We start from the raw sequence: 12,151 nt of genomic DNA, 5'->3' as shown, positions 1-12,151 counted from the left end.
GCCCCCTTCGTCGCTACCAGGCCGCTCGTTCGTCCCTCACGAGCGGCCCGCCAGACCCAACCACGCTCCTCCGGGGGCGCCCCGGCCGACCGCGTCCCCACGCACCCGCCGCCCGGTCCGGCCACCGGGCCGCGCACCCCACCTCCTGTCTGGTCCGTGCGGGTCGGTGTAGGTCAGGGGAGGAGCTGGACGAGGAGCTCGGAGTCGACGGCGGCGGTGACGTCGTGGGCGGGCTCGGCCTCGAAGCAGAAGGCGTCGCCGGCTTCGAGGGGTTCGGCGAGGGAGGAGCGGAGGAGGGCTCCGCGGGCCACGAAGCAGTGGAGGCGGGGGGCGGCGGGGAGGGTGAGGGTCTGGCCGGCGCGGGGGCGGGCGACCAGGAGCCGGGCGCCCGCCACGCCGGGGCGCAGTCCGGTGTCGACGAGGCCGTCGGCGTCGGCGGGCACCGCCACTCCCCGCGCGTACGACGGTGTCGACTGCGGCTCGTCGGGCCGGAGCCACACCTGGACGAAGCGGGTGGGCCCGGCGCCGCCGACGGCGTGCTCGGAGTGCTCGACCCCGGAGCCGGCCGAGAGGAGGGCCGAGTCCCCGGCGTGCAGGACCGTGTCGGTGCCCAGGGAGTCGCGGTGGGCCAGGGCCCCGCTGACGACCCAGGTGAGGATCTCGAGGTCGGCGTGCCGGTGGGTGTCGAAGCCGGTGCCCGCGCGCAGGACGTGGTCGTCGTGGCAGACCATCGGGCCGAAGCCGGTGCGGTCGGGGTCGTAGTGCTCCCCGAAGGAGTAGGCGTGCCGGGTCATGCGGCCCTCGCCCCTCGAGGTGAAGCGGGTCACTCCGCGCAGGATCTCGACGCTCATGCCGTCCAGGATGGACCTCCCCGGGGGTCGGCGCTCGTCTAGACCAGTGCGTGGCGCGGGTGTCGCCTGTGACAGGAGAGGTCTTTACTGACTGGTCCATACCTCCCCCCGCCACGATCCGACCCGGAGACCCCCATGTCCCGTAGTCCTCGAAGCCTTCGTACCGTCGCGGCCGCGGCCCTCGCCTCCGGCGCTCTCGCCGTCGGGGTCCTCGGCATCGTCACCGCCGGCTCCTCCAACGCCGTCGACGAGGCCTGCGCGCCCGACGCGCGCTACCTCGACCCCGAGGGCGACGTCAACGACATCGCCCTCGACCCGCTCCCGATCAGCATCCCGCTCGACCCGGTGCTGGACCCCGACGGGCTCGACGTGCGCGAGGGCTTCTTCTCGACCAACGCCGCCGCGGACACCGTCACCTTCCACCTCAAGGTCACCGACCTCTCCGACCTCCAGGGCGGCGTGCGCGGCACCTCGGAGGAGTGGCAGATCGACTTCGACCTCGAGGGCCGGCGGTACTACGTGCTGGCCACCCGCACGTTGCTCCAGCTCGCTCCGACGCCGGGCGCCTTCAGCGAGTCCTTCAGCTTCGGGCAGATCGGCACCAACGGCGTGGCCTCCGAGCTCAAGGGCGACCTCACGGGCTCCTTCGACCCCGACTTCGACACCATCCAGATCAACCTGCGCAAGGCCGACCTGACCGGCTCCTCGCCGGCGCAGCCGGTCTTCGAGGTCGGCGACGTCATCGACGACGTGCGGGTCACGACCCGTCGCGGCCTGCTGATCCTGGCGCCCGACGCCGACAACGCCCGCGGCACCTGCGCCTACGTGATCGACCCGAACCCGCCGACGGCGACCCCGACCCCGACCGCCACGACCACGGTGACCGCTTCGCCGACCGCCACCGCGACGGTGACGACGACGGCCACCGCGACGGCGACCGCCACCGCGACGGCGACCGCCACGACGACCGAGCCGGCCAACCGGAAGCCGAAGATCCGCAAGTTCGCAGCCAAGCCCCTGAAGGGCCAGGGCAAGGCGCGGGCCGGCACCCCGATCCGGTTCAAGGCGATCGCCGACGACCCCGACGGCGACAAGCTCAGCTACCGCTGGGACCTGGGCGACGGCACCAAGAAGAGCGGCCGCAAGGTGTTCCACACCTACGCCGAGGAGGGCCAGTACCGCGTCTTCGTCGTCATCCGCGACGGCCGCGGCGGCGTCCTGCGGGTGCGGGCGTTCCTGCGCCTGGGCCCCGAGAAGAAGTGACCTGACCCCGGCTCGACGCTCCTGACACGGCGGCTCCCGCGTTCGACTGCGCGGGAGCCGCCGCGTCGGCATCATGGTGCGGGTGACCGACCGTCCGCCCCCGGCGCTCCCGCCGGGCTTCCGGATCGGGGCGGCCACGTCGGCGTACCAGGTCGAGGGCGCCGCCGACCGCGACGGCCGCGGGCCGTCCATCTGGGACACCTTCCTGTCCCGCGAGGGCGCCGTGCGCGACGGGTCGTCGGGCGCACGCGCCAGCGGCCACTACGAGCGGTACGCCGAGGACGTGGGCCTCCTGGCCCGGCTCGGGGTCCGCGACTACCGCTTCTCCATCTCCTGGCCGCGGGTGGTCCCCCAGGGCCGCGGGCTGCCCAACCGCGCCGGGCTGGACTTCTACGACCGGCTGGTCGACGAGCTGCTCGGCGCCGGGATCGCACCGATGGCCACGCTCTACCACTGGGACCTGCCACAGGCGCTCGAGGACGACGGCGGCTGGCTCAACCGGGCCACGGTCGACGCCTTCGCCGACTACGCCGAGGTCGTCGCCGACCGGCTGGCCGACCGGGTGGCCCACTGGGTGCCGGTCAACGAGCCCAACATCGCGATGATGCTCGGCTACGGCAACGGGGTGCACGCCCCGGGGCGTCGGCTCCTGTTCGACGCCGCCCCCGCCGCCCACCACCTGCTGCTAGGCCACGGGCGGGCCGCGATGGTGCTGCGTTCCGCGGGCGCGACGAGCATCGGCTGCGCCAACCACCACGCCCCGATGTGGCCTGCCTCCGACGACGAGGCCGACGTGGGGGCCACGAAGCTCTTCGACCAGCTGTGGAACGGGCTCTACCTCGAGCCGATGCTGCTCGGGCGCTACCCCGTCGACCTCGAGCCGCTCATGGAGGGCCTGGTCCAGCCGGGTGACCTGGCCACGATCCGCCAGCCGCTGGACTTCTACGGCGTCAACTACTTCATGCCGATGCGGGTCGGCGCCGCGCCCGAGGAGTCGGAGACCTTCTTCCAGCTCTACGACCTCGTCGGCTACCCCGAGACCGACTACGGCTGGCCGGTCGTCCCCTCGGCCCTGCGCGAGTGGCTGATCACCTTCCGCGCCCGCTACCGCGCCGCGCTCCCGCCGCTCGTCGTGACCGAGTGCGGGGCGGCGTACGACGGCGGCCCCGACGCCCACGGGGTCGTCGACGACCAGGACCGGATCGACTTCCTGCACGCCCACCTCGAGGCGGTGGCGGCCGCGTGCCGGCGCGGGGTCGACGTCCGCGGGCTCTACGTCTGGTCGCTGCTGGACACCCTGGAGTGGACCGAGGGCTTCGGCCAGCGCTTCGGGCTGGTCCACGTCGACCCCGACACCCTCGAGCGCACCCCGAAGGCGTCCTACCACTGGCTCGCCGGCCTCATCGCCGCCCAGACCCGTTCCGTGGGCTGAGCCCCGCTGACCCCCGCGGGCGGAGGTGCGAGGAGCGCCGCCCCCACCTGCTGATCGAGCCACGAGACCCGCCGGCCCCCGCCGTCGTTAGTCTGTGCGGCATGGTCGACGCCCCCCTGGATGCCCCCCGCCTCGACGCGGACCCGGCCCAGCTGCTCGACACGTCCCGGGGGCGGCGCATCGTGTTCGTGGTCGGCTCGGGCCGCAGCGGCACCAGCACCCTCTCCGGCTCGCTCCAGGCCCTCGGGATGCACGTCCCGCAGCCGGAGGTCGTGGCCGACGAGACCAACCCCAAGGGCTTCGGCGAGCCGCAGTGGGTCGTGGACCTCCACGACGAGCTGCTGCGCCGCGCCAACGTCGCGGTCTCCGACGCCAGGCCCTCGGCCTGGTTCGAGACCGGCAAGCTCACCCACGTCGACCCGCTGCGCCGCCGGATGCACGAGTGGCTGGAGCAGCAGTTCGTCGAGGGCGGCCCCGAGCTGGTCGTCAAGGACCCGCGGCTGGCCTGGTTCCTCGGTCTGTGGCGCGGGGCCGCGATGCGCTGCGACGCACAGGCCGGCTACGTCACCATGCTGCGCCCGGTCACCGAGGTCGTGGGCTCCAAGCAGCGCTACTACGACGCCAAGGCCGGCGAGGTCAACCGCACCGCCGCCTGGGTCAACATGATGCTGCACTGCGAGCGCTCGACCCGAGAGTCCGCGCGCGCCTTCGTCCGCTACCACGACCTCCTCGACGACTGGACCGTCCCGGTCTTCGGCCTGGGCCAGCAGTTCGACCTCGACGCCGTGAAGTCCGCAGCGGCCAACGACATCCGGCGCGTGCACCAGTTCGTCGACCCCTCGCTGCGGCGGGTCCGGATCACCTGGGACGAGCTCGAGGTGCCCAGGCGGCTGCGCGAGATCGCCCAGGAGACCTGGGAGGCCCTCGACCAGCTGCCCGACGAGGGGGGCGACACCCCGCAGGTGCGCGAGACCCTCGACCAGCTGCGTGCGGCGTACTCCGAGCTCTACGAGGAGGCCGCCGCCCTCAGCCAGTCGACCGCGATGGCTGCCCGCCGCGAGGGCTTCGGCGAGGGCGTGCGCTCCACCCAGAAGAGCGGCGCCGAGCGCATCCCGCACTGGGTCCGCGCCCTGGTGCCCGGCTTCCTGCGCCGCGGTGCCCGCAAGGCCCTGGGCCGCGCCCGGTGACCGCGCGATGAGCCCGGTGCGGGGCGCCGACATTCCCTGCCTCGAGGGCGACCTGGCGTACGACGTCCGCTGGCCGTGGCGCGACGGGCCGCTGCCGCCCGGGCTGACCTGCGTCTTCCGCGTGAAGAACGAGGCCCGCAACCTGCCGTGGGTCCTGCCGCCGATGCTCGAGGCCGTGCAGCACGTCGTCCTGGTCGACAACCTCTCCGACGACGGCACCCCCGACGTCGCCCGCGCGACCGCGGCCTCGATCGGCGCGTCCGACCGGCTCGAGGTGCACTCCTACCCGCACCGGGTCTCGCGCGCCGGCACCGAGCACCTCGCCACCCGGCACGACTCCGTGCACTCGCTGACCCACTTCTACAACTGGTCCTTCTCGCACGTCCGCACCGCTTACTCGATGAAGTGGGACGGCGACATGGTGCTGACCCAGGAGGGCATCGCGGTCCTGCGCGACCTCGCCTGGCAGCTGCAGGACTCCGGGGCGGTCGTCTCCATCCCGCGCCACCCGCTGTCGATCGAGAGCGAGTCGGTCGCGTGGATCGACCTGGGGATGAAGTTCCTGGAGCCGTGGGTCTACCCCATGGGTCCGGAGTTCACGTTCGTGAAGGCCTTCGAGTGGGAGGTGCGGGAGTTCCCCGAGACCTCCCAGCGGATCATCGCCACCGAGGGCCTGTGCGTGGAGCTGAAGTGGCTCGACCAGGACGAGTTCTCCCACTGGTCGCACATGGACTTCGACGCCTCCCGCGCCCCCCGCAAGCGCCGCGAGTGGCAGGTCTACTCCGCGCTGAAGGAGGGCCGCGGCGAGGAGGTCCCCGGCCTGCACCGGATCGAGGCGCCCCCCGGGGTGCACGTCGTCGACCACGTCACCCGCACCTGGCTGCCCCGGGCCGAGCGGCCCCTCGTGCGCCGGGTCAAGGTCGACGAGATCTGACCCCGGGGTCGCTGACTCGGCGCTGGTTCTAGCGTGACTCGGCACTGGTTCTACTGGTGGGGCGCGCGGCGACGCGGTCGGCCGGGGGCGCCCCCTTCGTCGCTACCAGGCTCCTCGCTCGTCCCTCACGAGAAGCCCGCCAGACCCAGCCACGCTCCTCCGAGGGCGCCCCCCGGCCGACCACGTCCCCGCGCACCGGCAGCGTGGGCCTCAGCCCAGCGCCGCGGCCAGTCGGACGACGACCTGCTCCAGCCGCGTCGCGCTGGTCGCCATGTTGAGTCGCACGTGGCCCTCGAGGCCGGGGTGGTAGTCGTGCCCGGGCGCCACCATCACCCCGTGGGCCAGGCCGGCAGCGGCCGGGTCGGCGACGTCGTACGCGCGGAGGTCGAGCCAGGCGAGGTACGTCGCCTCCAGCGGCCGCATCCGGGCGCGCGGCAGGTGCGCGGCCAGCAGCTCGGCGAGGTCCTCGCGCAGGACGTCGAGACGGTTGCGCAGGGTGTGCAGCCACAGGTCGGAGTCGCGCCAGGCCGCGGCGCCGGCGAGCATCCCGAGGCTCGTGTGGCCGTGGTTGGCCTCGAACGGGATCGCCCGGAACCGCTCGGCGTCGGTCGGGTCGGGGGTCACGACCTGCGCGCACTTCAGGCCGGGGGTGTTGAAGGACTTGGAGTGGCTGGTGACCAGCACCGCCGTGGGGTCGACCTCGAGGTAGGGGACGAAGGTGGCGCCGGGCAGCACCAGCGGGGCGTGGATCTCGTCGACCACGACCCGCGCGCCGTGTGCGGCCGCCAGGTCGCGCACGGCCTCCAGCTCGGACCGGGTCCAGACCCGGCCGGTGGGGTTGTGCGGGCTGCAGAGCAGCAGCGTCCGGGCGCCGGCCTCGAAGTGCCGCTCCACCGCCGCCAGGTCGAGGGTCGCCTCGGGTGCGTCCGGGTCGAGCTCGACGTACGCCGCCTCGCGACCGGCCAGCGCCACGACCGTCCGGAACGGCGGGTAGCACGGCAGCGGGATCACCACCGGCCCCGGCGGGCACAGCGTCTCCAGCACCAGCCGCAGCCCGGTCACCACGTCGGCGGTCACCGTGCTCGTGCCCGCGGGCACCTCCCACGACCAGTGCCGCTCGGCGAACCCGCGGAAAGCCTCCTCCAGCCCCGTCACGACCGGGTGGTCGGCGAACGGCGGGTAGCCGAGCATCCCCCTGGCCACCCCGGCCTGCACCGCAGCCGCGACGGCGGGCGCCGGGGCGTAGTCCATCTCCGCCACCCACGCCGGGATCGTCCCCTCGGGGACGTGCCCCCACTTGAGCGGCAGCGCGGCCCTGGCCTCGGCATCGGTGTAGTCGCGGATCACCGGACCGAACCTAGCCGTCGCGCGCCCATGTCGCCCGGTCCCACCCGCGCCCGACGGACGGCAGGCGGAAGGGTCTCCGGACCCGCCGTACGTCGGGCGCTGCAGCCACCTGGACGGCCGGGTCGCGTGCTCAGGCCAGCCGGGCGGCCACCTCGGCGATCCGGTCCGGGTCGCCGGGGGTGTGGACGGGCGTCCACTGCTGGCCGAGGCGGTCGCGAGCTGGGTCCCCGGCGTAGCGCGGGATCACGTGCAGGTGCACGTGGAACACCGTCTGGAAGGCCGCCTCGCCCGAGCACTGCAGCAGGTTGACGCCGTCGGCACCGAGCCGCTCGACCGCGCGGGTCGCGAGCTGCTGGGCGACCAACGCGCAGGCGGCGAGGTCGTCGGCCGGCACGTCGTGCAGGTCGCGCGCGTGCGCCTTCGGGATCACCAGCAGGTGGCCGTCGGAGATCGGGTTGATGTCCATGAAGGCCAGCACCCGCTCGTCCTCGTGGACCTTCCGGGAGGGCAGGTCGCCCGCGACGATGCTGCAGAACACGCACGGCTCGCTCATGGCGCCGAGGCTAGCGGTGGGGGTCTCGCGGCTCGCTGCGCTCGCGCCTCGGCCGGCGGTCGGGTCGCTCGATCATCGACCGGCGGTGGGGGTCGCTCGCACCTCGACCGGCGGCAGGCGCCCGGATGTCAGAGGTTGACCTGCAGCGTGCCCGCGAGCGCGAACCCGAAGAGCGTGCCCAGGGCGCTGTTGATGACTGCCGCGATCAGGAACGCCCAGCCGCCCGTCATCGGCTGGGTGCCGGGTTTCTCCTTGACCAGCCCGGTCGGCCCGCCGAGCAGCAGGAAGGCGATCGGCCCGACCGGAGGAAGGATGCCAATGATCCAGAACCACGCCCACCGGGTTGCCCGCAGCGGGCCCGGGGTCGTGATCACGAGCAGCACCGTCCACAGCGCCGCGCCGATCGCCAGCGCGGGTTGCCAGAAACCCACGCGGTCGAGGGCGAAGCGGTCGGAGGTGGTGACGACCAGGTCGGGGTACTCCTCGCGCAGCGTCTCGACGACCGGTGCCTGCAGGACCGGACCCCACTGCCTCATCGCCCGCACGTCGTCGCGACGTCCCACGGCACGGACGCTGGCGTAGTGGTCGGCCGGGAACCCGTCCCACTGCACCTCGACCGTGCCCCGCCCCGGCGGGCTGACGTCACCGACGACCACGACCTCCGTGATCTCGCCGGAGTCGAGCCCGGCCCGCAGGTCGGCGTACGTCGACTCCACGACTGCGTTGCGCACCCCCAGGACCGTCGCCACCAGCCAGACGACGACCAGCGCCCACGCCACCACCGTGCGAACCCGAGACATGGCTCGACCTTAGGGCGCTCTGAGCGACGTTCCGTACCAAAATGGAGCCGATCGGCGTCCACAACGTCGCTGAGCATGGGCGCGTGCACAGCCGTCGCCGCTGCCGGTGACGATGAACATCGGCGCGGCCACGATCGGGCCATGACCTTCATCGGCCTCGCGCGCGGCACCACGACGCCGGTGCGCACCGACCCCACGGGCCGGCACGGCCCGACCCAGCGGCAGGCGCGCGGTCCGGGCTGGCGGCGTACGAGCCGCGGCCTCTACGTTCCCGCCGACGTCGAGCCGACGCCCCTGCAGCGGGTCGCCGAGGCAGGGGCTCTGCTACCGGCCGGCGTCGCGGTGACGGGCTGGGCGGCGCTGTGCTGGCGGCGGGCCCGGTGGCACACGGGGACCCGCGCCGACGGCAGCGCCGTCCCCATCGACGTCGCGGCTGTGACGCAGTGCCTCCGCGACCAGGCAGGCGTCCGGGTCCACCGCGAACGCTTCGATCCCGAGGACGTGGTGGAGCTGGACGGGCTGCTCGTCATGAGCGCCGTCGCTGCCGTCGTCTTCGTGATGCGGCACGCGGTCGACCTCGACAGCGCAGTCGAGGCGCTCGACATGACCTACCGCGCGGACCTCGTGACACCGGAGCAGGTCTCGGCCTGGCTGGTCGCCCGCCCGGGCCTCGTGGGCATCCGGCAGGCCAGGGAGGCGCTCCGGCTCGCCGACGAGAACTCCTGGTCACCCCAGGAGACCCGGGCCCGCCTCGCCTGGGAGCGGCACACCGGACGGCGCCCGCTCGCCAACCGGCCGGTCTTCGACCTCGACGGCGACCTCCTCGGCACTCCGGACCTGCTGGACCTCATCGGTCCGTGCGGTGAGTACGACGGCGACCACCACCTCGACCGCGGGCAGCGCCGGGTCGACCTGGAGCGCGAGCAGCGGCTGCTCGACCACGGGTTGACGCCGTTCACGATCGTCGCGGGTGACCTGGGCAGCGGGCGGCTGCAGCGGCGGCTCGACTCCGCCTTCGCCAGGGCGGCCCGGGTGCCTCCCGAGGATCGTCGCTGGACCCTCGAGCCGCCGCCGTGGTGGCGACCGACGCTGACGGTGGTGCAGCGAGGTGGTCCCAGAGAGGAGGCGCGGCCCGGTCGCTGAGCGACGTTCGCGACGCAGATCGAGCCTGTCGGCGTACGGAACGTCGCTCAGCGTGAGCCGAGCGACGGCTCAGAGCCCGGCCGCGACCACCGTGCCCTGCTCGATGGCGCGCTTGGCGTCCAGCTCGGCGGCGACGTCAGCGCCCCCGATCAGGTGCGCCGAGGGGTGGTCGAGCCCGTCGAAGACCGAGCGCACCGACTCCTGGCCCGCGCAGACCACGACGTGGTCCACGACCAACGAGCGAGCCTCGCCGTCGACGGAGTAGAGCAGCTCCACGCCGTCGGGGTGGCCCTGCACGGCGGTGTACGTCGCGCCGGAGACCTGCGTGACGCCGACCTGCTTCAGCACCGCGCGGTGCGCCCAGCCGGAGGTCTTGCCCAGGTGCTTGCCGATCATCGAGGTCTTGCGCTGCAACAGCGTGACCTCACGGGCAGCGGTGCGCGGCTTGGCCTCGGCGAGCCCGCCGGGGTGCACGGACGGGTCGCCGACGCCCCAGACCTCCATGAAGTCGTCGTGCTCGTCATGGGTCAGCCAGTGCGACACGTCGACGCCGATGCCGCCGGCGCCGATGACGGCGACCCGGCGGCCGGGCACGACCCGGCCGGCCAGCACGTCGGCGTACGACACCACGCGCTCGTGGTCGGCGCCGGGCAGGTCCAGCTCACGCGGCTCGACACCGGTGGCGACCACGACGTCGTCGAAGTCGGCGAGGTCGGCGGCCGCGGCGTACGTCGACAGGCGCACGTCGACGCCCAGCACCTCGAGCCGGCGGGTGAAGTAGCGCAGCGTCTCGGCGAACTCCTCCTTGCCCGGCACCGCCATCGCCAGGCGGAACTGCCCGCCCAGCTCGGAGGAGGCCTCGAACAGCGTGACGGCGTGCCCGCGCTCGGCGGCCGAGACCGCGGCCGACAGCCCGGCCGGGCCGGCGCCGACGACCGCGACCCGGCGGGCTCGACGGGTGGGGGAGAGGACCAGCGTGGTCTCGCGGCAGGCGCGCGGGTTGACCAGGCAGGACGCCTTCTTGTTCTGGAAGACATGGTCCAGGCAGGCCTGGTTGCACGCGATGCAGGTGTTGATCTCGTCGGCGCGACCCTCGGCGGCCTTGGCGACGAAGACGGGGTCGGCCAGCAGCGGGCGCGCCATGGAGACCAGGTCCGCGGTGCCCTCGGCCAGCACCTGCTCGGCGAGCTCGGGGGTGTTGATCCGGTTCGACGCGCAGACCGGCACCGACACCTCGGCCTTGAGCCGCGCGGTCGCCGACAGCCAGGCCCCGCGCGGGACCTGCGTGATGATCGTGGGCACCCGGGCCTCGTGCCAGCCGATGCCGGTGTTGAGCACGGTCGCGCCGGCCTCCACGATCCGGTGCGCAAGCTCGGCGACCTCGTCCCAGGTCTGGCCGCCCTCGACCAGGTCGAGCAGCGAGATGCGGTACATGATCGGCAGGTCCGGCCCGACCAGCTCGCGGGTGCGGCGCACGACCTCGACCGGGAAGCGCATCCGCTTCTCGGCGGTGCCGCCCCAGGCGTCGGTGCGGTCGTTGGTCCGCTCGGCGAGGAACTGGTTGATCAGGTAGCCCTCGGAGCCCATGATCTCGACGGCGTCGTATCCCGCGCGCTGCGCCAGGGCGGCGGTGCGCGCGAAGGCGGACGCCGTCCTGTCGACGCCCTTCGACGAGAGGGCGGTGGGCTTGAACGGCGTGATCGGGCTCTTGCGGTTCGAGGCCGACACCGAGATCGGGGTGTAGCCGTAGCGCCCGGCGTGCAGCACCTGCAGGGCGATCGCGCCGCCGTGCTCGTGCACCGCGCCGGTGACCTGCTTGTGCCGCTCGGCCTGCAGCCGGGTGCGCAGCTCGGAGGCGAAGGGCTTCAGCCAGCCGCGCCGGGTCGGCGCGTAGCCGCCGGTCACGATCAGGCCGACGCCGCCCTTGGCCCGCTCCCCGACGTACGCCGCCAGCTTGGGGACGTCCCAGGGCGCGTCCTCGAGCCCGGTGTGCATCGAGCCCATGACCACGCGGTTGCGCAGGGTCAGCCCCGCCAGCGTGAGGGGCGACAGCAGGTGCGGGTAGGGGTTCTCGGCCGGTGCGGTCATGCGTGTGCCTCCAGGTACTCGGTGAGCCAGGTGATCCAGGTCCGCTCCATCAGCACCCCGCCGTGCAGGACGAGGTACTGGTCGAGCTCGAGACCCGTGAGGATCGAGGGATCGGGGTAGTCGCGCGCCACGAGCTGCTCGTAGCGCTCGAGCCGGGCGTGGTGGTCGGCCAAGTTGGTGCGTACGACGTCGAGGACCGCTCCCCGGTCCCCCCACGTCGCGGCGCGCATCTTGAGCGCGAGCTCTGAGCGCAGGGACTGGGTCTCGGTCGGCTGGGCCAGCCAGTCGGCGAGCGCCGCGCGACCGAGCTCGGTCACGGCGTACACCTTCTTGTCGGGACGGCCCTCCTGGGCGACCTCGGCGACCGAGACCCAGCCGTCGCCGTCCATCCGGCCCAGCACGCGGTAGATCTGCTGGTGCGTGGCGGACCAGAAGTAGCCGATCGAGCGGCTGAACCGCTTGGTCAGCTCTAGCCCCGAGGCCGGCTGCTCGCACAGCGCGACCAGCAGGGCGTGCTCGAGGGCCATGCGGGAGATCATGACCGACCTATGCA

11 protein-coding genes are annotated in these 12,151 nt (G+C 73.4%); 5 read left to right on the top strand and 6 right to left on the bottom strand.

Going from position 1 to position 12,151, the window contains the following annotated elements; all coding sequences use genetic code 11:
• Positions 1 to 173: 173 nt before the first annotated feature.
• Positions 174 to 851, bottom strand: coding sequence for a pirin family protein (locus Q1V71_RS12515; protein ID WP_300644153.1), 678 nt, complete (start codon positions 849 to 851; stop codon positions 174 to 176).
• Positions 852 to 986: 135 nt separating this feature from the next.
• Between Q1V71_RS12515 and Q1V71_RS12510 the strand changes: the two genes are divergently transcribed.
• From Q1V71_RS12510 to Q1V71_RS12495, 4 genes are all read left to right on the top strand, one after another.
• Positions 987 to 2,114: a PKD domain-containing protein gene (locus Q1V71_RS12510; RefSeq protein WP_300644152.1), complete on the top strand. Its 1,128-nt coding sequence runs from the start codon at positions 987 to 989 to the stop codon at positions 2,112 to 2,114.
• 82 nt (positions 2,115 to 2,196) lie between these two features.
• A complete protein-coding gene (locus Q1V71_RS12505; protein ID WP_300644151.1) occupies positions 2,197 to 3,546 on the top strand; it encodes a GH1 family beta-glucosidase in 1,350 nt (449 codons plus the stop codon).
• 101 nt (positions 3,547 to 3,647) lie between these two features.
• The gene (locus Q1V71_RS12500) at positions 3,648 to 4,733 is read left to right on the top strand and encodes a sulfotransferase family protein (RefSeq protein ID WP_300644150.1); all 1,086 of its coding nucleotides are present in this window, start codon (positions 3,648 to 3,650) and stop codon (positions 4,731 to 4,733) included.
• Positions 4,702 to 5,667 (top strand): hypothetical protein, encoded by a 966-nt coding sequence (locus Q1V71_RS12495; protein ID WP_300644149.1) that lies wholly within the window; start codon positions 4,702 to 4,704, stop codon positions 5,665 to 5,667. Before Q1V71_RS12500 ends, Q1V71_RS12495 begins: the two co-directional genes overlap by 32 nt.
• A gap of 210 nt (positions 5,668 to 5,877) precedes the next feature.
• Here Q1V71_RS12495 and Q1V71_RS12490 read toward each other — a convergent pair whose 3' ends face one another.
• The 3 genes from Q1V71_RS12490 to Q1V71_RS12480 all read right to left on the bottom strand — a co-directional run bounded on the left by Q1V71_RS12490 (position 5,878) and on the right by Q1V71_RS12480 (position 8,367).
• Entirely contained in the window at positions 5,878 to 7,014 is a 1,137-nt protein-coding gene (locus Q1V71_RS12490; RefSeq protein WP_300644148.1) for an aminotransferase class I/II-fold pyridoxal phosphate-dependent enzyme, read from the bottom strand.
• Positions 7,015 to 7,144: 130 nt separating this feature from the next.
• Positions 7,145 to 7,567, bottom strand: coding sequence for an HIT family protein (locus Q1V71_RS12485; protein WP_300644147.1), 423 nt, complete (start codon positions 7,565 to 7,567; stop codon positions 7,145 to 7,147).
• A gap of 128 nt (positions 7,568 to 7,695) precedes the next feature.
• Positions 7,696 to 8,367, bottom strand: a complete 672-nt coding sequence (locus tag Q1V71_RS12480) for a hypothetical protein (RefSeq protein WP_300644146.1) — start codon at positions 8,365 to 8,367, stop codon at positions 7,696 to 7,698.
• A 141-nt stretch (positions 8,368 to 8,508) separates the two neighbouring features.
• Between Q1V71_RS12480 and Q1V71_RS12475 the strand changes: the two genes are divergently transcribed.
• The gene (locus Q1V71_RS12475) at positions 8,509 to 9,510 is read left to right on the top strand and encodes a hypothetical protein (RefSeq protein WP_300644145.1); all 1,002 of its coding nucleotides are present in this window, start codon (positions 8,509 to 8,511) and stop codon (positions 9,508 to 9,510) included.
• Between the two features lie 69 nt (positions 9,511 to 9,579).
• On the opposite strand, the gene Q1V71_RS12470 is transcribed toward Q1V71_RS12475, so the two are convergent.
• A complete protein-coding gene (locus tag Q1V71_RS12470) occupies positions 9,580 to 11,598 on the bottom strand; it encodes an FAD-dependent oxidoreductase (protein ID WP_300644144.1) in 2,019 nt (672 codons plus the stop codon).
• Positions 11,595 to 12,125, bottom strand: a complete 531-nt coding sequence (locus Q1V71_RS12465) for a PadR family transcriptional regulator (RefSeq protein ID WP_300644143.1) — start codon at positions 12,123 to 12,125, stop codon at positions 11,595 to 11,597. Before Q1V71_RS12465 ends, Q1V71_RS12470 begins: the two co-directional genes overlap by 4 nt.
• Between the last annotated feature and the right edge of the window lie 26 nt (positions 12,126 to 12,151).

It is taken from the genome of Nocardioides sp. (assembly GCF_030149505.1).
Taxonomy (GTDB): domain Bacteria; phylum Actinomycetota; class Actinomycetes; order Propionibacteriales; family Nocardioidaceae; genus Nocardioides.
This window is presented reverse-complemented; position numbering and strand designations above follow the sequence as displayed.

Bases quoted from the DNA above. Each gene is read 5' to 3' on its own strand.
- Q1V71_RS12515 (WP_300644153.1), bottom strand. From the start codon at position 851: ATGAGCGTCGAGATCCTGCGCGGAGTGACCCGCTTCACCTCGAGGGGC.
- Q1V71_RS12510 (WP_300644152.1), top strand. From the start codon at position 987: ATGTCCCGTAGTCCTCGAAGCCTTCGTACCGTCGCGGCCGCGGCCCTC.
- Q1V71_RS12500 (WP_300644150.1), top strand. From the start codon at position 3,648: ATGGTCGACGCCCCCCTGGATGCCCCCCGCCTCGACGCGGACCCGGCC.
- Q1V71_RS12485 (WP_300644147.1), bottom strand. From the start codon at position 7,567: ATGAGCGAGCCGTGCGTGTTCTGCAGCATCGTCGCGGGCGACCTGCCC.
- Q1V71_RS12480 (WP_300644146.1), bottom strand. From the start codon at position 8,367: ATGTCTCGGGTTCGCACGGTGGTGGCGTGGGCGCTGGTCGTCGTCTGG.
- Q1V71_RS12475 (WP_300644145.1), top strand. From the start codon at position 8,509: ATGACCTTCATCGGCCTCGCGCGCGGCACCACGACGCCGGTGCGCACC.
- Q1V71_RS12470 (WP_300644144.1), bottom strand. From the start codon at position 11,598: ATGACCGCACCGGCCGAGAACCCCTACCCGCACCTGCTGTCGCCCCTC.
- Q1V71_RS12465 (WP_300644143.1), bottom strand. From the start codon at position 12,125: ATGGCCCTCGAGCACGCCCTGCTGGTCGCGCTGTGCGAGCAGCCGGCC.